At 73.1% G+C, this 19,354-nt stretch carries 19 protein-coding genes; 8 read left to right on the forward strand and 11 right to left on the reverse strand.

The genetic code is table 11. The features are described from left to right. Nucleotides 1-56 precede the first annotated feature (56 nt). Both purF and Q2K19_RS10160 read right to left on the reverse strand, forming a co-directional pair. Complete coding sequence (gene purF, locus Q2K19_RS10155; protein WP_302769827.1) at nt 57-1,649, reverse strand: amidophosphoribosyltransferase; 1,593 nt, start codon at nt 1,647-1,649, stop codon at nt 57-59. Nucleotides 1,650-1,817: 168 nt separating this feature from the next. Beyond that, on the reverse strand, nt 1,818-2,171 hold the full coding sequence (locus Q2K19_RS10160; protein WP_302769830.1) for a sterol carrier family protein: 354 nt from the start codon (nt 2,169-2,171) through the stop codon (nt 1,818-1,820). 103 nt (nt 2,172-2,274) lie between these two features. On the opposite strand from Q2K19_RS10160, the gene Q2K19_RS10165 reads away from it, so the two are divergent. After that, complete coding sequence (locus tag Q2K19_RS10165) at nt 2,275-4,335, forward strand: carboxypeptidase regulatory-like domain-containing protein (protein ID WP_446839675.1); 2,061 nt, start codon at nt 2,275-2,277, stop codon at nt 4,333-4,335. A gap of 130 nt (nt 4,336-4,465) precedes the next feature. Here the strand turns inward: Q2K19_RS10165 and Q2K19_RS10170 are convergent, their stop codons facing one another. The 4 genes from Q2K19_RS10170 to purS all read right to left on the reverse strand — a co-directional run bounded on the left by Q2K19_RS10170 (nt 4,466) and on the right by purS (nt 8,993). Beyond that, nucleotides 4,466-5,215 (reverse strand): 2-phosphosulfolactate phosphatase, encoded by a 750-nt coding sequence (locus tag Q2K19_RS10170; protein ID WP_302769835.1) that lies wholly within the window; start codon nt 5,213-5,215, stop codon nt 4,466-4,468. Nucleotides 5,216-5,225: 10 nt separating this feature from the next. Continuing rightward, nucleotides 5,226-7,982 carry a phosphoribosylformylglycinamidine synthase subunit PurL gene (purL, locus tag Q2K19_RS10175; RefSeq protein ID WP_302769837.1) on the reverse strand — a complete coding sequence of 919 codons (2,757 nt, stop codon included), beginning with the start codon at nt 7,980-7,982 and terminating at the stop codon, nt 5,226-5,228. A 67-nt stretch (nt 7,983-8,049) separates the two neighbouring features. After that, nucleotides 8,050-8,733: a phosphoribosylformylglycinamidine synthase subunit PurQ gene (purQ, locus tag Q2K19_RS10180; RefSeq protein WP_302769840.1), complete on the reverse strand. Its 684-nt coding sequence runs from the start codon at nt 8,731-8,733 to the stop codon at nt 8,050-8,052. Beyond that, nucleotides 8,730-8,993 carry a phosphoribosylformylglycinamidine synthase subunit PurS gene (purS, locus tag Q2K19_RS10185; RefSeq protein WP_302769844.1) on the reverse strand — a complete coding sequence of 88 codons (264 nt, stop codon included), beginning with the start codon at nt 8,991-8,993 and terminating at the stop codon, nt 8,730-8,732. Before purS ends, purQ begins: the two co-directional genes overlap by 4 nt. A gap of 487 nt (nt 8,994-9,480) precedes the next feature. Between purS and Q2K19_RS10190 the strand changes: the two genes are divergently transcribed. Beyond that, nucleotides 9,481-10,059 (forward strand): YbjQ family protein, encoded by a 579-nt coding sequence (locus tag Q2K19_RS10190; protein ID WP_302769846.1) that lies wholly within the window; start codon nt 9,481-9,483, stop codon nt 10,057-10,059. A gap of 31 nt (nt 10,060-10,090) precedes the next feature. Here Q2K19_RS10190 and purB read toward each other — a convergent pair whose 3' ends face one another. Continuing rightward, entirely contained in the window at nt 10,091-11,515 is a 1,425-nt protein-coding gene (purB, locus tag Q2K19_RS10195) for an adenylosuccinate lyase (RefSeq protein WP_302769847.1), read from the reverse strand. A 95-nt stretch (nt 11,516-11,610) separates the two neighbouring features. Here purB and Q2K19_RS10200 point away from each other — a divergent pair, with 95 nt between their 5' ends. After that, on the forward strand, nt 11,611-11,865 hold the full coding sequence (locus Q2K19_RS10200; RefSeq protein WP_302769848.1) for a hypothetical protein: 255 nt from the start codon (nt 11,611-11,613) through the stop codon (nt 11,863-11,865). After that, the gene (locus tag Q2K19_RS10205) at nt 11,862-12,209 is read left to right on the forward strand and encodes a type II toxin-antitoxin system PemK/MazF family toxin (RefSeq protein ID WP_302769852.1); all 348 of its coding nucleotides are present in this window, start codon (nt 11,862-11,864) and stop codon (nt 12,207-12,209) included. The genes Q2K19_RS10200 and Q2K19_RS10205 overlap by 4 nt, the downstream gene beginning before the upstream one ends. Nucleotides 12,210-12,240: 31 nt before the next feature. Here the strand turns inward: Q2K19_RS10205 and Q2K19_RS10210 are convergent, their stop codons facing one another. The 3 genes from Q2K19_RS10210 to Q2K19_RS10220 all read right to left on the reverse strand — a co-directional run bounded on the left by Q2K19_RS10210 (nt 12,241) and on the right by Q2K19_RS10220 (nt 14,909). Continuing rightward, nucleotides 12,241-13,041, reverse strand: a complete 801-nt coding sequence (locus Q2K19_RS10210; protein ID WP_302769855.1) for a hypothetical protein — start codon at nt 13,039-13,041, stop codon at nt 12,241-12,243. Beyond that, entirely contained in the window at nt 13,038-13,553 is a 516-nt protein-coding gene (locus Q2K19_RS10215) for a SigE family RNA polymerase sigma factor (RefSeq protein WP_302769857.1), read from the reverse strand. Before Q2K19_RS10215 ends, Q2K19_RS10210 begins: the two co-directional genes overlap by 4 nt. A 63-nt stretch (nt 13,554-13,616) precedes the next feature. Continuing rightward, on the reverse strand, nt 13,617-14,909 hold the full coding sequence (locus Q2K19_RS10220) for an acetyl-CoA C-acetyltransferase (RefSeq protein WP_302769859.1): 1,293 nt from the start codon (nt 14,907-14,909) through the stop codon (nt 13,617-13,619). A gap of 55 nt (nt 14,910-14,964) precedes the next feature. Between Q2K19_RS10220 and Q2K19_RS10225 the strand changes: the two genes are divergently transcribed. The 3 genes from Q2K19_RS10225 to Q2K19_RS10235 all read left to right on the forward strand — a co-directional run bounded on the left by Q2K19_RS10225 (nt 14,965) and on the right by Q2K19_RS10235 (nt 18,165). Next, entirely contained in the window at nt 14,965-16,323 is a 1,359-nt protein-coding gene (locus Q2K19_RS10225; RefSeq protein ID WP_302769862.1) for a 3-oxoacyl-ACP reductase, read from the forward strand. Nucleotides 16,324-16,577: 254 nt separating this feature from the next. Next, complete coding sequence (locus tag Q2K19_RS10230) at nt 16,578-17,468, forward strand: MaoC/PaaZ C-terminal domain-containing protein (protein WP_446839757.1); 891 nt, start codon at nt 16,578-16,580, stop codon at nt 17,466-17,468. A 79-nt stretch (nt 17,469-17,547) separates the two neighbouring features. Continuing rightward, the gene (locus tag Q2K19_RS10235) at nt 17,548-18,165 is read left to right on the forward strand and encodes a DedA family protein (protein WP_302769867.1); all 618 of its coding nucleotides are present in this window, start codon (nt 17,548-17,550) and stop codon (nt 18,163-18,165) included. Between the two features lie 19 nt (nt 18,166-18,184). Here Q2K19_RS10235 and Q2K19_RS10240 read toward each other — a convergent pair whose 3' ends face one another. Continuing rightward, the gene (locus Q2K19_RS10240; RefSeq protein WP_302769870.1) at nt 18,185-18,823 is read right to left on the reverse strand and encodes a TetR/AcrR family transcriptional regulator; all 639 of its coding nucleotides are present in this window, start codon (nt 18,821-18,823) and stop codon (nt 18,185-18,187) included. A gap of 77 nt (nt 18,824-18,900) precedes the next feature. Here Q2K19_RS10240 and Q2K19_RS10245 point away from each other — a divergent pair, with 77 nt between their 5' ends. Beyond that, a complete protein-coding gene (locus Q2K19_RS10245) occupies nt 18,901-19,353 on the forward strand; it encodes an SCP2 sterol-binding domain-containing protein (RefSeq protein WP_302769872.1) in 453 nt (150 codons plus the stop codon). The last annotated feature ends 1 nt before the right edge of the window (nt 19,354 follow it).

The raw sequence follows: 19,354 nt of genomic DNA on the forward strand, positions 1-19,354 counted from the left end.
TTCTCCCCTTTGGTTCTCGCGGACCGCGGTTGCGGACGCGCCCGCGTCGGGTGGTGCTATGGGCGGTTGGTCGCGCCGCTCGGAGCGGCGACCGACGGCTTCAGGTCGGGGCGCGGCGTCAGACGCGCCGAGCTGAAGTTGTCGTTGAGGCTGGCGGTGGGGTCTGCGGTGGGCTGCGACGCCGTGGCGGCGACCCGGCGGCCCACCCCTTCGAGCACGTGCTTGCCGATCAGGTTTCCGGCCGGCAGTTCGATCGGGTACTCCCCATCGAAGCACGCCCGGCAGAGCCGGGTCTTCGGCTGCTCGGTCGCGGCGATGAGACCGGGAAGCGATACGTAACCCAGCGTGTCGGCGCCGATCGACCGCCGGATGCCTTCGTTGTCCAGCCCACTGGCCAGCAGCTCCGCCCGGGTGGCGAAGTCGATGCCGTAGAAGCAGGGCCAGTTGACCGGCGGGGAGGAGATACGGACGTGCACCTCCAGCGCCCCGGCCTCGCGCAGCATCCGCACGATGGCCCGCTGGGTGTTGCCCCGGACGATGGAGTCGTCCACCACCACCAGGCGCTTGCCCCGGACGTTCTCCCGCAGCGGGTTGAGCTTGAGCCGGATGCCGAGCTGGCGCAGGGTCTGCGACGGCTGGATGAAGGTGCGCCCCACGTACGGGTTCTTCATCAGGCCCTGGCCGTAGGTGATGCCGGACTCCTCGGCGTAGCCGATGGCGGCGGGCGTGCCGGACTCGGGCACCGGGATCACCAGGTCGGCCTCGACCGGGTGCTCCCGGGCGAGCTGGCGGCCGATCTGCACCCGGGCGGAGTGCACGTTGCGGCCGGCGATCGTGGCGTCCGGCCGGGCGATGTACACGTACTCGAAGAGGCAGCCCTTCGGCTCCGGGACGGCGAACCGGGTCGAGCGCAGCCCGTCCTCGTCGATGGCGATCAGCTCGCCCGGCTCGACCTCGCGGACCACGCTGGCGCCGACGATGTCCAGCGCGGCGGTCTCGCTGGCGACCACCCAGCCGCGCTCCAGGCGGCCCAGCACCAGCGGGCGGACGCCGTGCGGGTCGCGGGCCGCGTAGAGGGTCGACTCGTCCATGAAGACGAAGCTGAACGCGCCGCGCAACTGGGGGAGCACCTCCAGCGCGGCGGCCTCGACGGAGAGATCCGGCCGGCTGGCCAGCAGCATGGTGACCAGCGAGGTGTCGTTGGTCGAGCCGTCGGAGTAGATCCCGCGCTCGGCCACCTCGCGCTGGAGCTCGGCGGTGTTGACCAGGTTGCCGTTGTGGGCCAGCGCGATGGTGGTGCCGGCGCTGGTCGCCCGGATGGTCGGCTGGGCGTTCTCCCAGGTCGAGCCGCCCGTGGTCGAGTAGCGGGCGTGGCCGATCGCCACGTGCCCGCGCAGGCTGGCCAGGGTCGGCTCGTCGAAGACCTGGGCGACCAGGCCGAGATCCTTGTAGACCACCACGCCCGAGCCGTCGCTGACCGCGATGCCGGCGGCCTCCTGGCCGCGATGCTGGAGGGCGTAGAGCCCGAAGTAGGTCAGATTCGCGACCTCCTCGCCCGGGGCCCAGACACCGAAGACGCCACACGCGTCCTGGGGGCCGGGTCGTTGGGGGTCAAGGTCGTGGCTCAGCCGGCCATCGCCTCGGGGCACCTGCCGCTCCCTCATGCTGATCTGGACTGGCCTGGCAGAGTCGGGGGGCAAGCTCCGCGTGGTCGGCCGGGACCGTCGTCGCCTGACAGTGTACGCGAATCCCGGTCGATACCGGCAGTCACGATCTGCCTGCCGACGGTAGTCCCTGCTGCCTGTCCGGGCGCCCAGTTAGAGCGGGAGATGCTCGGAGAGGTCGGCGCGGATGCCGCTGACCCGCACGCGACCCTCGGTGACCGCGTCCGCCCAGTGGAGGCGGCCGGTGGCCAGCTCCAGCCAGGTGGTCGGGTCCGTTTCCACCACGTTCGGCGGTGTTCCCCGGGTGTGTCGCGGCCCCGCCACGCACTGCACCGCGCCGTAGGGTGGAACCCGCACCTCCACCGATCGGCCGGGGGCACGCTCCGTGAGGACGGCCAAGAGAGTACGGACCGCCTCCCGGAACACCGGCCGTTCGGGCGTACGCCCCTCATCCAGGGCCGCCAACGCGGCGGCGACAGCAGCCGAATTACTGTGCGGAGAGGACACGACGGGACGATACGACCCGGCAACAGCCCGTTCGACGCCGGCCCTGGGTAGAGATGATCCGGTCAGACAAGGCATAGTTGCCGACGGTGTATTCGTACCGTGAGTGATCAACCCGGCCCGGCCGACCGGCCGGCGGGACGATCAGACCCGGAAGGCGGTGGACGTGTCAACGCACCGACGTGCCTGGAAGCAGCGGGCCGGTGTGGTCGTAGCGCTCGTTGTCGGCGCCCTGCTCACCGTCCCCGCCACACCCGCCCTCGCGGCGGGCGTCGACGTCTCCCCCGACTCGGTCACGGTCAACGCCGGCAGCGACACCACCGTGACGGTGACCATCACCCCGGGTCCCGAGGACAAGGGCGGCAGGATCACCCTGACCGGCCTCCCCTCCGGCGTCAGCTGCCCCAGTGGCTGCGGCGACTTCCAGTTCACCGGTCCGCCGCTGTCGCCCAAGACGCAGTTGCTGACCATCAAGGCGAACGACAACGCGCAGGACGCCAACACCTCGGTCACCGTGCGCGTCGAGCCCGACGGCTCCAGCCCCGGCACCGCGAACTTCTCACTGACCGTCAAGGGCAAGGCGCAGCCGACGCAGCCGCAGACGGTCAAGTCGGTCTCCGGCAAGGTCGTCATCGCGGCCAACAGCGAGCCGCTCCCGGGCGCGCTCGTCATGCTGCGGGACAGCCAGGGCAAGCAGCGCTCGACCACCACCGACGGCAGCGGGAACTTCCGCTTCAGCGGCTCGACGTCCGACCCGATCGCGCCCGGCCGCATCGACATGGGTGCCAGCAAGGACGGCGCCCAGATCACCAAGTCGATCGACGCCTCGGCCGGCCAGGCGGTGACCGGCGTACGGCTCGCCGTGCCGATCGAGGTGAAGGCCAGCCCGAGCCCGACCGCGTCGGCCAGCGAGGAGGCCCTGCCGACCGACGAGGCGACCGACGACACCGTCACCGACGCGCCGGCCAGCGACGTCGCTCAGCAGCCCGCCGCCAACCAGGACTCCGGCGGCTTCAGCTCGTGGCTGCTGATCCTGCTCGGCGGTCTCTTCGTGGCCGTGGGCGTCGGCACCATCGTGCTGCTCTACATGCGCCGCAAGAACGAGGGCGACGACGCCGACGGGGACGGTCCGGGCGGGGCCGCCGCGGCGGGCGCCGTGCCGGCCGCCCGGGGCGGCTACCGGGGCGCCGACGACCAGACCCGGGTGGTGAACGGGATGGGCGCCGGGGCGGCGCCGACGATGGTCGGCAGCAGTTCGCTCAGCGACGCGCCGACCATGATGCACCGCCCGGTCGTGGACGACGTCCCGCCGGACCCGTACGGCGCCCCGCCCGGTCCCGCCTACGGCGGCGGTCAGGCCGGCGGCTGGGCCGGCAACGGCTACGGCGACGAGGCGCCCGGCCAGGGTGGCTACGGCAACAACGCCTACGGCAACAACGCCCCCTCCTCGGGCGGCGGCTACGGCAACGCTCCGCAGTCCGGCGGCGGTTACGGCAACGCCCCCTCGTCCGGCGGCGGCTACGGCAGCCGGGACTACGGCGCCGGGGCCGGTGGCTACCCGCCCGCGCAGGGCGGCGGCTACGGCGGCGAGCGGTACGACGAGCCGACCGGCCGCTACACCGGCGACAGCACCCAGTACGCCCCGCCGGCCGACCCGTACCCGACCAGCACCTACCAGCCGGACCAGGGGCCGGGTTACGGCCGCGGCCAGGAGCAGGGCAACGGCTACGGCGCGAGCGGCGGCTACGGCGGCGGCTACGAGAGCGGCCCGTCCGGCGGCTACGACAACGGCCCCTCCGGCGGCTACGACAAGAGCCCATCGGGCGGCTACGACAACGGTTCGTCCCACGGGTACGACAACGGCCAGCCGGGCTACGACGGCTACGACCAGCGCGGCGGCTACGGCGGCAACGACGGTTACGGCCAGCAGGGTGGCTACGGCCAGCAAGGTGACTACGGCCAGCAGGGCGGCTACCCGCAGCAGGGCGGCTACGGCCAGCAGGGCGGGTACGGCCAGGAGCAGGCCCCGCAGCAGCGGAACGGCGGCTACGACAACCACGGCTACGACCAGGGCGGCCAGCACGGCGACCCGGCCCAGACCGGCCGCGGCCGCCCCGACGGTCCGCAGGAGCGCGGCGGTCGCCGCCTCGACTGGCTGGACGACTGACCCGCCGGGGCCGAGGGCCCCGACCGGAAACGACAGTGGCCGCCCGGAGGATCCGGGCGGCCACTTCGCATGTCGGGCCCCACGGGCCGCACCCGGCGGCATCTCGGCCCGGGGCACCGGGCGGCACGGATCAGGCGGCGGCGAAGTAGCCCTGCCGGAGCACCGGCACCACCTCGGAGACGCCGACCTGGACGGCGACCTCCACGTCGCCGGCGAAACCGCCCTCGACCAGTTCCCGCCCGGAGACGCAGCCGCGGACCGCGGCCGGCACGTCGGGCGTGCTGGCCAGCGCGGCCAGCGCCATCGCCGCCTCCACCGAGAGGCCGCCCGGTACGCCGGAGAGGGCGTCCAGCACGCTGGCCGCCCCCAGTTGGTCCTCCACGGAGGGCCGCAGCGAGCCGTCCGGCCAGCGCTCCCCGGCGGCCACCACGCCCACCGGGGCGTCGCTCGAGCCGTACCCGTGGGCCCGCAGCCAGCGCCCGACGGCGCGGGCGTTACGCAGGCACGCCGCGACCACGAGGATGCCGCTGGCGCTCGCCGCGGCGCTGATCGCCGAGCCGTTCGGCGACGGCAGCACCAGGTCGGTGACGACCGGTGCGGTCCGCAGCGCTGCCGGCGAGAGCGACCACGGATGCTCGGGGGTCATCTGCCGGCGGCCGACCGCGGCGACGGCTCCCACGCGACGGGCGTACTCGGCCGCCTGCTCCCCCCAGGGAAACGGGTGCACCCGCATGCCGCGACCGACCGCGACCTCGACGGCGGTGGTGAACGAGAGCACGTCCACCACCACCAGGGCCGCGCAGACCCGGCCGAGTTCCGCCGCCCCGGTCAGCCCCCAGTCGAACCGGGCGCCGGAGCCGGGTTGGGCGAAGACGGCCAAGGCCCGAGCCTCAGCGCTGATCCGGCGCGGCGGGCTGGTCCGGGTCACCGGTAGCCGTCGCGGACCCGTCCGGCCCGTCCTCGGTCGAAGTGAGGGCCTCGGGGGCGTCGACGTCGCCCGGCGCCGCATCCGCGACCGCCGCGGGCGCGTCCACGGCCCCGACCGGGGCGTCCCCGGTCGCTGCGTCGTCAGCGGTCGCCGGGTCGGCCTCGGCGGCGGTCCCGCCCGGCTGCCCAGCCTCGGTCGCGTCGTCGTCGGCCGCCCCGGCCCGGGCGATCGGCTCGGCGGCCGCCGCCTCGGTCTCGACCTCGGCCGGCTGCTCGGCGGTGGCCGGCAGGACGGTGGTGGTCCCGGTGCGGGTGGCCTCGACCTCGGTCTGGGCCGTCTCCGCACCGCCGAAGAGGCGCGGCAGGGTCGCGGTGTGCGCGGCACGCAGCTCGTCCAGGCCGATCCGGAACTGGCCGTGCACCTCCAGGGCGCCGCCGGTCGGGTCGGTGACACCGATCCGCTCCCACGGCACGCCGTGCTCGGCGCAGAGGGCGGTGAACGCCTTCTCGTGCCCACGCGGCACCGACACGAGCACGCGGCCGGCGGACTCGCTGAACAGGAAGACGAACGGCATCGACCCGTCGGCGAAGTGCTCCGGCACCGCGACCCGGGCACCCACCCCACGCCGCAGGCAGGACTCGACCAGGCTCTGGGCGAGGCCACCGTCGGAGAGGTCGTGCGCGGAGCTGAGGTGCCCCACCCGGGCGGCGTCGGCCAGCAGCCCGGCGAGCTGCCGCTCGCGGGCCAGGTCGACCTGCGGCGGGATGCCGCCGAGGTGCTCGTGGGTCACCCAGGCCCACTCCGAGCCGGAGAGCTCGACGTGCGTCTCGCCCAGCAGGAAGAGCTGGTCGTGGTCCCCGGCCGGGCGCGGCACGAAGCCCATCGGCACCCGGTCGGCGACGTTGTCCAGCACGCCGAGCACGCCGACCACCGGGGTCGGGTGGATCGCCGCCGCGCCGGTCTGGTTGTAGAAGCTGACGTTGCCGCCGGTCACCGGGATGCCCAGCTCGAGGCAGCCGTCCGCCAGGCCGCGGACGGCCTCGGCGAACTGCCACATCACGCCCGGGTCCTCCGGCGAGCCGAAGTTGAGGCAGTTGGTCACCGCGATCGGCATCGCGCCGGTCACGGCCACGTTCCGGTACGCCTCGGCCAGCGCGAGCTTCGTCCCGTGGTACGGGTCGAGACGCGCGTACCGGCCGTTGCCGTCGACGGAGAGGGCGACGCCGAGGCCGGTCCGCTCGTCGATGCGGATCACGCCGGAGTCCTCCGGCTGGGCGAGCACGGTGTTGCCCAGCACGTACCGGTCGTACTGCTCGGTGACCCAGGTCTTGTCGGCCAGGTTCGGCGACGCGATCATCCGCAGCACGGTCTCGCGCAGCGCGTCCGGGGTGGTCGGCCGCGGCAGCGTCTCCGCCCGGTCGGCCTGGAGCAGGATCAGGTCGGCCGGCTCGCGCATCGGGCGGGCGTAGACCGGCCCGTCGTCGACCAGCGAGCCCGGCGGCACGTCGACCACCGCGTAGTCGCGCCAGGTGATCAGCAGCCGGCCCGGCTGGCCGTCCGTCGCGGGCGGGGTGACCTCACCGATCGCGGTGGCGAGCACGCCCCACTTCTCGGCGGTCTTGAGCACCGCCTCCAGCTTGTCGGGGGCGACGACCAGCAGCATCCGCTCCTGGGACTCGCTGGCCAGGATCTCGTGCGGCTCCATCGAGGGCTCGCGCAGCGGGACCCGCTCGAGCCAGACCCGCATGCCGGTGCCGGCCGCCGCGGCGGTCTCGGTGAGCGCGCAGGTCAGGCCGGCGCCGCCGAGGTCCTGGATGCCGACGACCAGCTCGGCGTCGTACAGCTCGAGGCACGCCTCGATCAGCAGCTTCTCGGTGAACGGGTCGCCCACCTGCACCGACGGGCGGCGCTGCTCGCTGCCCTCGTCGAAGGTGGCGCTGGCCAGCACCGACACGCCGCCGATGCCGTCCCGGCCGGTCTTGGCGCCCATCAGCACCACCACGTTGCCGGGGCCGGCGGCCTCCTTCTTCTGCAGCCGGTCGACCGGCAGCACGCCGAGGCAGAGCGCGTTGACCAAGGGGTTGCCCTGGTAGCAGGGGTCGAAGACGACCTCACCGCCGATGTTCGGCAGGCCCAGGCAGTTGCCGTAGCCGCCGACGCCGGCCACCACGCCGGGCAGCACGCGGGCGGTGTCCGGGTGGTCGGCCGCGCCGAAGCGCAGCGGGTCCATCACCGCGACCGGGCGGGCACCCATGGCGAGGATGTCCCGGACGATGCCGCCGACGCCGGTCGTCGCGCCCTGGTACGGCTCGACGAAGCTCGGGTGGTTGTGCGACTCGACCTTGAAGGTCACCGCCAGGTCGTCGGAGACCCGGACCACGCCGGCGTTCTCCCCGATGCCGGCAAGCAGCCGGTCGCTCGGCGGGGCCTTCTCGCCGAACTGGCGCAGGTGCACCTTGCTCGACTTGTAGGAGCAGTGCTCGCTCCACATGATCGAGTACATGGCCAGCTCGGCCTGGGTGGGCCGGCGGCCGAGGATGTGCCGGATCCGGTCGTACTCGTCGTCCCGCAGCCCCAGCTCCGCGTACGGCTGAAGCTCGTCCGGGGTGTCCGTGGCCCCGGACACGGTGTCCACGCCGGGGGCCCAGTCGTCGACCGGGCCGGCCTGCGGCACCACGCCCGGCGTCTCCCGCAGCCCCGCGTCCGGATGGGTAGTCATGACCTCTCCTCGCTGCGCTCGCCGCCGTACGGGCGGGTGAGCCGACCGATGATCCCGCCGTGCACCGTCACGCCGGCGCCCCCACCAGGTGCTTGAGCACCGAGGTGAAGAAGCCGAGACCGTCCAGGGAGGGGCCGGTGAGCTCCTCCACCGCGTGCTCGGGATGCGGCATGATGCCGACCACGTTGCCGGCCTCGTTGGTGATCGCGGCGATGTCGCGCTGCGATCCGTTGGGGTTGCCGCCGAGGTAGCGGGCGACCACCCGACCCTCGGCCTCCAGCCGGTCCAGCGTCGCCGGGTCGGCGACGTAGCAGCCCTCGCCGTTCTTGACCGGGACCAGCACCTCCTGGCCCGGCTGGAACGCGTTGGTCCAGGCGGTGCCGACGGCCTCGATGCGGAGGATCTGGTCCCGGTTGCGGAAGTGCAGGTGCTGGTTGCGGGTGAGCGCGCCGGGCAGCAGGTGGGCCTCGCAGAGGATCTGGAAGCCGTTGCAGATGCCGAGCACCGGCAGGCCGCCCTTGGCGGCGGCCACGATCGTCTCCATCACCGGGGCGAACCGGGCGATGGCCCCGCAGCGCAGGTAGTCACCGTAGGAGAAACCCCCGGGCAGGACGACGGCGTCCACCCCGTGCAGGTCCGGGTCGCCGTGCCAGAGCCGCACCGCCTCGGCGCCGGCGATCCGGACGGCGCGGGCCGCGTCCCCGTCGTCGAGCGAGCCGGGGAAGGTCACCACACCGACGCGGGCGGTCACGGGCGTGCGTCCACGGTCTCGTCGGTCTCGACCACGCGGACGGTGAAGTCCTCGATGACCGGGTTGGCGAGCAACTTGTCGGCGATCTCGCGGGCCCGGTCCAGGTCCGGTTCACCGGTGAACTCGATCTCGATCCGCCTGCCGATCCGGACCGAGGCGACGTCGCTGACGCCGAGCCGGGGCAGCGCGTTTGCGACGGCCTGGCCCTGCGGATCGAGGATCTCGGGCTTGAGCATGACGTCGACGACGACGCGAGGCACGGGGCACTCCTGACTGTGTACGCAGTTGGGTGCCGGCCCACAACGGGGCGAGCGCAGCCAGCCTACCTGGCAGATACCGCCCCGCCCGCACCGGCCGGGGCCAGTTCAGGTAGTGATCGGCGTAACCGGCCGCCGGGACGGAACGGCGATGCGGGTTCGTTGCGACGTCGATACGAATTCGTTGCCCGGCACGCCGACGCGGCCCCATTGACACCCACTTCCACCAGGCATTTTCCGGCCCGGCACCGGCCCTTCGACCGGTTTCCGCCAGCCGGCCCGGGCGAGTGGCGGCAATCGATGATGTCCATCGACAAGAGCGATCAGAATCTTGGGTCGAGACACCCGCCAACCCGTGGCATGCATCGCCGAAGGTCGATGCAGTCACCCGATCTCGCCGCCCACGGGGTGAGCATCCGGAATTACGGCAGTGACGCGTACAACCGGGCCTGGATCACCTCGATGGCCGGTGTCTGACGGTTAGCGCCCGGTGCGGCGCGGATGGGTCGGAGGCACCCCGACCGTCCGCGCCGCGCCGTTTTTCAGCATCCGATCAGGTGAACAATGCGCGCGTTCGGGCAGCCGACCGGCTGACAGCATCGGAAACGTGCTGGTCGTGACGACGGATCAACTGCCCGGCTACGAGATCCGCCAGATCCTCGGCGAAGTGGTCTCCTCCATGGCGAGGACCCGGAACCCCTACCGCGAGGGGGTCAAGAACCTGCGCGGCGGCGCCTACGACCCGATGGCTCCGGACAACCTCACCCGCTGGCGCACCGACTCGGTGGCGCGGCTCGGCGAGGAGGCCCGCCGGCTCGGCGCGAACGCGGTGATCGGCATGCGGTTCGACAGCCGGGACTGCGGCGAGATGTGGATGGAGATCTGCGCCTACGGCACGGCGGTGATCGTCGTACCCAAGATGCCCGACGTCATGCCGGCCGACCAGCCCATGGTCGCGGCCGAGACCGCCCACGAACCGGAGATCGCCGAGGCCCCCGGCGGCATCGCCGAACCCGCAAGCGCCCCCAACCTCTCGTCCGCGGCCGAAACCCCCACCCGCGACTCCTGACCCCGGCCGCTTCTCGGGTCGGGCGAGGCGATCAGAGGATGGGGGGTGGGGTGTAGGCGGCGGCGTCGGGGTGGCGCTCCACGATCTTGGCGATGCGGGCGGTGACGCGGTCCACCTGGGCGGCGGCGGCGCCGACGAAGGCGTTGCGGTCGGCAACCATGGCGTCGATCTCGGCGCGGGTCAGGCCCAGCCGGCCGTCCGCGGCGAGGCGGTCGAAGAGGTCGTTCTCGGCCGCGCCCTTCTCCCGCATGGCCAGCGCCACGGCCACCGCGTGCTCCTTGATCACCTCGTGCGCGACCTCCCGGCCGACGCCGCGCCGGACCGCCGCCACCAGGATCTTGGTGGTGGCCAGGAACGGCAGGAAGCGCTCCAACTCCCGGTTGATCACCGCCGGGTACGGGCCGAACTCGTCGAGCACGGTGAGGAAGGTCTGGAACAGCCCGTCGGCGGCGAAGAACGCGTCCGGCAGGGCGACCCGCCGGACCACCGAGCAGGAGACGTCCCCCTCGTTCCACTGGTCGCCGGCCAGCTCGCCGACCATCGACAGGTAACCCCGGATGATCACCGCGAAGCCGTTCACCCGCTCCGACGAGCGGGTGTTCATCTTGTGCGGCATGGCGCTGGAACCCACCTGGCCGGGCTTGAACCCCTCGGTGACCAGCTCCTGGCCGACCATCAGCCGGATCGTGGTGGCCAGCGACGACGGCGCGGCGGCCACCTGGGCCAGCGCGGAGAGCACGTCGAAGTCCAGCGAACGCGGGTAGACCTGGCCGACGCTGTCCAGCACCCGGGCGAAGCCCAGGTGCTCGGCGACCCGGCGCTCCAGCTCGGCCACCTTGTCGGGGTCGCCGTCGAAGAGGTCCAGCTGGTCGGCGGCGGTGCCCACCGGCCCCTTGATGCCGCGCAGCGGGTACCGGTCGATCAGGTCCGTCAGCCGCTCGTACGCGATGAGCAGCTCCTCGGCGGCGGAGGCGAAGCGCTTGCCCAGCGTGGTGGCCTGCGCGGCGACGTTGTGCGACCGGCCGGTCATCACCAGGCCGGAGTACTCGTGGGCGTGCCAGGCCAACCGGACCAGGGTGGCCACCACCCGGTCCCGGATCAGCTCCAGCGAGGCGCGGATCTGGAGCTGCTCGACGTTCTCGGTGAGATCCCGCGAGGTCATCCCCTTGTGCACGTGCTCGTGCCCGGCGAGCGCGCTGAACTCCTCGATCCGGGCCTTCACGTCGTGGCGGGTGACCCGCTCGCGCGCCGCGATCGAGGCCAGGTCGACCCCGTCGACCACCCGCTCGTACGCCTCGACCACCCCGTCCGGCACCGGCACGCCGAGGTCCCGCTGGGCCTTCAGCACGGCGAGCCAGAGCCGCCGCTCCATCCGTACCTTCTCCTCCGGGGACCAGAGGGCGACCAGTTCGGGCGAGGCGTACCGGTTGGCGAGCACGTTCGGGATCGTCGTCACGGCCCTCATTCTCCCGTACCCAGCTGCCGGGCCCGAACGCGGTGGCCGACGCGAGGGTGAGACGGCGAGGTATACAACGACGTATACTGCGCGGTATGACGATGATGATGCGCGTGAGTCCGGAGACCAGAGAGCAGGTGCTCCGGGTCGCCGCCGAGGACTACGGCGGAGTCAGCGCGGACGAGGCCGTCAAGCGGCTGCTCCAGGAACACTGGCAGGCCAAGGCCGTCGCCGCCATGGACCACTACCGCGCCGTCGACCAGGAAGGATGGGCCGAATACCTGGTGGAGGCCGACGGCTGGCACCGCGCCGACGCCCCGATCGGCGACCCCTGGGACGAGGAGGCGTGACGCGACGGGTCCGTCCCTGGGAGGTCTGGTGGCTCGACTTCGACCCCACCTCTGGACACGAGCAGCGAGGACACCGCCCCGCGCTGGTGGTGTCGTCCGCCTTCCACCTCGCCCTCACCGGCAGCGCACTGGCCAGCGTCCTGCCGCTGACCACCCGCGAGCGTCCTCACTGGCTGCACCGGGTGAGGATCGAGCTTCCCGGTCAGCGCAGCGGCTGGGCGATCACCGAGCAGATCCGCACCGTCTCCACCGGCCGGTTCACCGGCCGTGGCCCCATTCACCGGCTGACCCCGGAGCAGATCGCCGAGGTGCGTGAGGTCCTCCGCCAGATGATCGACCTCTGATCAGGAGGGGTCGGCTCGCGTCACCGCCACCTCAACTCGCCGCGATGGCGGGGTCGAGCGCGATCCGGGTCATCTGTTCCACGCTGAGCAGGAACTGCGCGTCGTTACCCCCGTACTGCACCTTGAGGTAGGTCCCGTCAGGCCGGAGCACGTCGATCCGGCGGGCGGCGGGTAGGCCGCCCGGCGGCGGTGAACCGGCCGCGACCACCCCTCCGTCCAGGTACCTGACCTGCTCCCCGCCCGGCCCGGTCGACACGCCGCATGCCTGCCAGAGCGGGTCGTCCGAGCATCGGAAGTAACTAGTCACTTCGGCCTTCTTCACCGGTCGTTGCACGGAGATTCCGATCCGTCCTCGCGTCTCGCCGCGGATCGCAGCCCCGAAAGCTTGGAAGCCGGGACTGCGCAGGCTGCCCGCCCAGTAGAAGGACAGCGACGGGGCGTCCTGGGTCGGCTTGGACCAGACGTCCGGGTCGCCCCGTTGCACTCCGACGACCCAGCGCAGCTCGGGTGCCTCCCGGCGCAGGGCCTCGGTCACCGCCGCCTGGAATCGCCTACCACCTGGCGAGTCCACCTCCCGCATCCGCGGGTCGGTCGGCACGACGGTGGCGGGCGAGGGCGAGACCGCCGGCAGCACACCGGTTTTCCGTGCCGACCCGTCGACCATCAGGCCGGCGCCGAGCGTCACCGCGAGCACCGCGGCGGCCGCGACCCCGCACACGCCGGCCCGGCGAACCCGGATCAGCCGCCGCTGTCGCTTGATCACCTGGTCCAGGTCGATGGCGGTCGGCGGCGGGTCGCCGATCGCCGCGTCGAGGAGCTCCCGGTACGTCACGCGAACCTCCCTGCCCGCAGTGCCGGCTGGTCGGCGGCCAGCAGGCGGAGCGTCTCCAGCGCCCGGGCGGCCTGGCTCTTCACCGTGCCGGTGGTGACGCCGAGGATCTCGGCGGTCTCCTCGACCGACAGGTCGCAGTAGAAGCGCAGCACCAGCACCGCCCGCCGCCGCTCGGGCAGCTGACCCAGCAGCTCGAGCAGCAGCTCGCGGTCGGCCAGCGACGGTCCGGTGTCCGGCGCCGGGGCGTCCGGGATCTCGTCGGTGCTGCGTTCCCGCCGCCACGGCCGGCGCCGTTCGTCGAGCCAGGCGTGGGTGAGCACGCGCCTGACGTACGCGTCGACGTTCTCCGCCGCGCGCACCCGCCGCCACCCCCGGTAGAGCTTGCCGAGGGTGATGGAGACGAGGTCGTCGGCGGTGTGCCAGTCCCGGCAGAGCAGGTACGCCGTGCGGCGCAACTGCTCCAGCCGGGCACCGACGAACTGCCGGAACTCGTCCTCGTCCGCCCGCCTCACCCGGTCCGCCTTCGACGCCTCATGTCCAAGGGACGGAACCCGGGGCGGTGGAGGTTGCTCGGGTCAGCGTTCGAGGATCGCGGTCACGCCCTGCCCGCCGGCCGCGCAGATGGAGATGAGGCCCCGGCCACTCCCCTTCTGGTCGAGCAGCTTGGCCAGGGTGGCCACGATCCGGCCGCCGGTGGCCGCGAACGGGTGCCCGGCGGCCAGCGAGGAGCCGTTGACGTTGAGCCTGTCCCGGTCGATCGCGCCGAGCGGCGCGTCCAGGCCCAGCCGCTCCTTGCAGAACTCCGGCGACTCCCAGGCGGCCAGGGTGGCCAGCACCTGCGAGGCGAACGCCTCGTGGATCTCGTAGAAGTCGAAGTCCTGCAGGGTCAGGCCGGCGCGGGACAGCATCCGGGGCACCGCGTACGCGGGGGCCATCAGCAGCCCCTCGTCGCCGTGGACGAAGTCGACCGCGGCGGTCTCGGACCAGGAGAACCAGGCCAGCACCGGCAGGTGGTGCTCCCGGGCCCACTCCTCCGAGGCGAGCAGCACGGTCGAGGCTCCGTCGGTGAGCGGGGAGGAGTTGCCGGCGGTCATGGTGGCCCGCTCGGCGTCCGCGCCCCTGGTGCCGAAGACCGGCTTGAGTGAGCCGAGCTTCTCCAGGGTGGTGTCCGGGCGGAGGTTCTGGTCCCGGGTCAGCCCCAGGTAGGGGGTCATCAGGTCGTCGAAGAACCCCTTCTCGTACGCGGCGGCGAGCCGCTGGTGCGAGCGGAGCGCCAACTCGTCCTGGGCGGGCCGGTCGACGTTCCAACGCAGCGCCGTCTTCGCCGCGTGCTCCCCCATGGACAGTCCGGTGCGCGGCTCCGCGTTGCGCGGGATCTCCGGCTTGAACGGCTGGAGCGGGCGGAGCTTCGCGGCGACCTTCAGCCGCTCCCCGAGGGTGCGGGCGGAGTTGAGCTGGATCAGGGTGCGGCGCAGGTCCTCGTTGATCGCCAGCGGCGCATCGGAGGTGGTGTCCACGCCCCCGGCGATGCCGACCTCGATCTGCCCGAGGGCGATCTTGTTGGCGACCAGGATCGCGGCCTCGAGTCCGGTGCCGCAGGCCTGCTGGATGTCGTACGCGGGGGTGTGCGGGTCGAGCCGGGAGCCGAGCACCACCTCGCGGGTGAGGTTGAAGTCCCGGGAGTGCTTGAGCACCGCGCCGGCGACCACCTCGCCGACCCGCTGCCCGGCGAGGCCGAACCGGGCGACCAGGCCGTCCAGCGCCGTGCCGAGCATGTCGGCGTTGGACGCGTGCGCATAGCGCGAGTTGGACCGGGCGAAGGGGATGCGATTGCCGCCGATGACCGCGACCCGCCGGACACTCTGCACGATCGGCCTCCTTGGAAGGTGTTGCCCGAACCCTACTCGCCAGTAGGCTACGCCCATGACCGACAGGTACGCGAGCTTCGTCCAAACGGGGGCCGGCCGCGCGCTGGTCAAGCGCCTCGGCCTGCCCGATCCGCCTCGACTGCGCCGCCACACGCCGGGCGACCCGCTCGTTCCCGGGCCGGTCCTGCTCGGCTCCGCGACTGGTGGCCGGCTCGCCGAGCCGATCGGCAAGATCCTGACCGCTGGTGGGGTGGAGCTGGTCGACCCGGCCGCCACCACCGACGGCGCCACGCGCTTCGCCGCCCTGGTGTACGACGCCACCGGCATCACCGACTCCACCGGGCTGCGCCAGCTCTACGACTTCTTCCACCCGCACGCCCGGGCGCTGCTCGCCAGCGGCCGGGTGGTGGTGCTGGGCACCCCGCCGGCCGAGTGCGGTTCGCCCCGCGAGGCGACCGCGCAGCGCGCCCTGGAGGGGCTCACCCGCAGCATCGGCAAGGAGTTCGGCCGGGGCGTCACCGCCCAGCTCGTCTACGTCACGAAGGACGGTGACGCCGGCACCCCGGTCAGCCTGGAGGCCACCCTGCGCTTCCTGCTGTCGGGCCGGTCCGCGTACGTCTCGGGTCAGGTGATCCGGGTCGGCGCCGGCACCGCCGTCGCGCCGGCCGACTGGGACCGCCCGCTGGACGGGCAGGTCGTGCTGGTCACCGGGGCGGCCCGGGGCATCGGCGCGGCGCTGGCCAGGGTGCTCGCCCGGGACGGCGCCCGGGTCGTCGCGCTGGACGTGCCGGCCGCCGGGGACGCGCTGGCCGAGGTCGCCAATGAGATCGGCGGCAGCGCGGTGCAGCTCGACCTGACCGCGCCGGACGCCCCGGCCCGGCTGGCCGACCACCTGGCCGGCCGGCACGGCCGGGTCGACGTGGTGGTGCACAACGCCGGCATCACCCGGGACAAGACCCTGGGCCGGATGGACGCGGACCGCTGGGACCAGGTCATCGACGTGAACCTGTCCAGCCAGGAGCGGATCAACGACGTGCTGCTGGAGCGCGACCTGATCCCGGCGGGCGGGCGGATCGTCTCGGTCTCCTCGATCGCCGGCATCGCCGGCAACCGGGGGCAGACCAACTACGCGACCAGCAAGGCCGGCGTGATCGGCCTGGTCGACTCGCTCGCCCCGGTGCTGCGCGAGCGGGGCGTCAGCCTCAACGCGGTCGCGCCCGGCTTCATCGAGACCCGGCTGACCGCCCGGATCCCGCTGATGATCCGGGAGGCCGGGCGGCGGATGAACAGCATGGCCCAGGGGGGCCTGCCGGTGGACGTGGCCGAGACGATCGGCTGGTTGTCCTGGCCGGCGACCGGTGCGGTCACCGGCAACATCGTCCGGGTCTGCGGCCAGAGCCTGCTGGGGGCGTGATGGCACGGGGTAAGCAACGACGGTCGGAGGAGCCGGCCGAGGAGCTGTCGGTGCACGAGCTGATCGACGGCCCCACCGAGGACCTCACGGCGGCCCGGAAGGCGGCTGCGGCGTCGGGCGACGTCCCCGGACCCTCGGTCGAGGCGACTCAGGACCTCTCCGGCCTGGCCGACGAGCGGACCCGGGACCTCTCGACGGCGGCCGCGGCGCTCCACGGGGACGCGTCGGCCGGCCGTCGGCCGGCGGCGGCGACGCTGACCGCCCCGGACCGCAGCGGTCCGGCGGGACGGGTCCGAATCGAGCTGCCCCGGATGCCGGCGGCCGGCGCCCTCTACCGGCGGGCCCTGCTCGGCGCGCTGCCCGGTATGGGCGGCCGGCGCGGCCGGGACGTCCCGGAGGTGGAGCTGGCGGTGAGCGGGGTGACCGTGGACCCGGCGCACCTCGCCGACTACGACCGGGTCTGCGGGTTCCGGCTCGCCGACCGGCTGCCGGCCACGTACGTGCACGTGCTGGGCTTCCCGCTGGCGCTGCGGCTGATGACGCTCGCGGAGTTCCCCATCCCGCTGACCGGGGTGGTGCACGTGGCGAACCGGATCACCGTGCACCGGCCGGTCGAGGCCGGCGAGACCCTGGACTTCCGCGCGTACGCGGAGAACCTGCGCCCGCACGATCGGGGCCGGCAGCTCGACGTGGTGCTGGTCGGCTCGGTCGGCGGCGAGGAGGTCTGGCGGGGCGTCTCGACGTACCTCGGGAAGGAGCGCGGGGCCGGCGGCGGCCCGCGGCGCGACCCCGGGGACCGCCCGACCCCGCCGGCCTCGTCGGCGCACTGGCGGGTGGCCCCGCGGGTCGGGACCGACTACGCCCGGGTCTCCGGGGACCACAACCCGATCCACACCTCGCGGCTGGGAGCGCGGCTGTTCGGCTTTCCGCGCCCGATCGCGCACGGGATGTGGAGCAAGGCGCGGTGCCTGGCGGCGCTGGAGAGCCGGCTGCCGGCGGCGTACACGGTGGACGTGTCGTTCAAGCTGCCGGTGCCGTTGCCGTCGACGGTGGCCTTCAGCGCCACCGCCACCGGCGAGACCTGGGATTTCGCCCTGCACGACGCGCGGCACGGCCGGCCGCACCTGGTGGGCACCGTCCGCTGACGTTCGGCGGCGCGGCAGGCTGACCGGCTGATCCGGCGACTCGGCCCGCGGCCGGTGTGCGAGCACCGAGCATGAGGGCATGGGGGACGTGCTCGACCTGCTGCACCAGTCGGTGACCTCGCCGTGGGTGTACGTGGTGATCATCGCGGTCACGGCGGTCGACGCGTTCTTCCCCGCGGTGCCGGGCGAGACCGTGGTGATCACCGCCGGGGTCTTCGCGGCCGGCGGGGAGCCCCACCTGCTCGGGGTGATCGTGGCCGCCGCGCTCGGTGCGCTGGTCGGCGACCACATCTCGTACGGCATCGGGCGCGGCGGCGGCGCGCACCGGCTGGCCCGGCTGCCCGCCGACAGCCGGCGGCGGGCCGGTTCCGAGTGGGCCCGCCGGGCGGTCGACCGGCGCGGCGGGATCATCCTCACCACCGCCCGGTACATCCCGGGCGGCCGGACCGCGGTCACCCTGACCATGGGCGCGGTCGGCTATCCGCTGCGCTGCTTCCTGCTGTACGACGCGGTGGCCTGCGGTAGCTGGGCGATCTACTGCGGGCTGCTCGGCTACTTCGGCGGGCTCGCCTTCGAGCGCGACCCGGTCCGGGCCCTGCTCGTCGGTGTCGGCCTGTCCCTGGCGGTCACCGGGCTGGTCGAGGTGTTCCGCTGGACCCGGCGCCGGGCCCGCACCCGCGCCGCCGCCGGCCGCTGACCACTCCAGGAGCCTTCCTTCAGTCGGCCGGCGGACGCCAGGTGACGCCGCGCAGGAGCTGGTCGGCGCCGAGCCAGGCCACGTTCATCATCCGGGTGGCGGTCTTCTCCGGGTCGGCCTCGGGGTGGTCGGCGAGCCAGTCGGCCAGTGACTCGGTGGCGCCGACCAGGGCGTACGCGACCACCTCCAGGTCGGTGGCGCCGACCTCGCGCCCCTTGGCCCGCAGGGCGTGGTCCAGCATTCCGGCGACCACCTCGACCAGCCGGCCGCGCATGGTGGCCAGCTCGGCGGCGAACGGCTGGGAGCCGCGCGCCTGCCGGTAGAGCACCGCCCAGCCGTCCCGGTGCGCCCCGACGAAGCCGAAGAAGGCGCGCAGCCCGCGCCAGAGCCGATCGTCGGCGGGCAGGTCCGGGGCGGCCGCCCCGGCGATGGCCTCCATCATCCGGGTGCCCTCCCGGTGCAGGCAGGCGACGAAGAGCTCCTCCTTCGTCCCCAGGTACGCGTAGACCATCGGCTTGGAGATGCCGGCGTCGTCGGCGATCTCGTCCATGCTGGCCGCGTGGAAGCCCCGGCGGGAGAAGACCTTGACCGCCGCGTCGAGCATCTGCTGCTCGCGGACGGCCCGGGGCAGGCGCTTGAAGGTGGGTGTGCTGGACACCTTGCGAGCATACCTACTCGTGCGTAAGGTTACGCGGGAGTAACCAAAGTCGGACCGCCCCGAGAGGTGCATCCCCCATGACTGACTTCGACCCGGCCAGCTTCGCGAACGTCGGCCCCAAGGAGTTCGCGCAGCTGGTCAAGTCCACCCCCGACGACAAGATCGCCGAGATCATGTCCGGTGACCTGCGCGGCAAGGTTCTGAGCGAGGTCTTCAACCGGATGCCGACGCTGTTCCGCGCCGACCGCGCCGGCTCCACCAACGCGGTCATCCACTGGAACATCACCGGTCGCCCGGACGGTGGCACCGACACCTACGAGATCGTCATCGAGAACGGCACCTGCACCGTCTCGGAGACCCCGACCCGCGACCCGAAGCTCAGCCTCACCATGGGCCCGGTCGAGTTCCTGAAGATCGTCTCCGGTGGCGCCAACCCCGTCATGATGTTCATGACCGGCAAGCTGAAGGCCAAGGGCGACCTGGGCCTGGCGGCCAACATCGCCAACCTGTTCGACATCCCCAAGGCCTGAG

Source organism: Micromonospora sp. NBRC 110009, from assembly GCF_030518795.1.
Taxonomy (GTDB): Bacteria; Actinomycetota; Actinomycetes; order Mycobacteriales; family Micromonosporaceae; genus Micromonospora.

Bases quoted from the DNA above. Each gene is read 5' to 3' on its own strand.
- purL (WP_302769837.1), bottom strand. From the start codon at position 7,982: ATGACTACCCATCCGGACGCGGGGCTGCGGGAGACGCCGGGCGTGGTG.
- Q2K19_RS10200 (WP_302769848.1), top strand. From the start codon at position 11,611: ATGACGATGATGATGCGCGTGAGTCCGGAGACCAGAGAGCAGGTGCTC.
- Q2K19_RS10225 (WP_302769862.1), top strand. From the start codon at position 14,965: ATGACCGACAGGTACGCGAGCTTCGTCCAAACGGGGGCCGGCCGCGCG.
- Q2K19_RS10235 (WP_302769867.1), top strand. From the start codon at position 17,548: ATGGGGGACGTGCTCGACCTGCTGCACCAGTCGGTGACCTCGCCGTGG.
- Q2K19_RS10245 (WP_302769872.1), top strand. From the start codon at position 18,901: ATGACTGACTTCGACCCGGCCAGCTTCGCGAACGTCGGCCCCAAGGAG.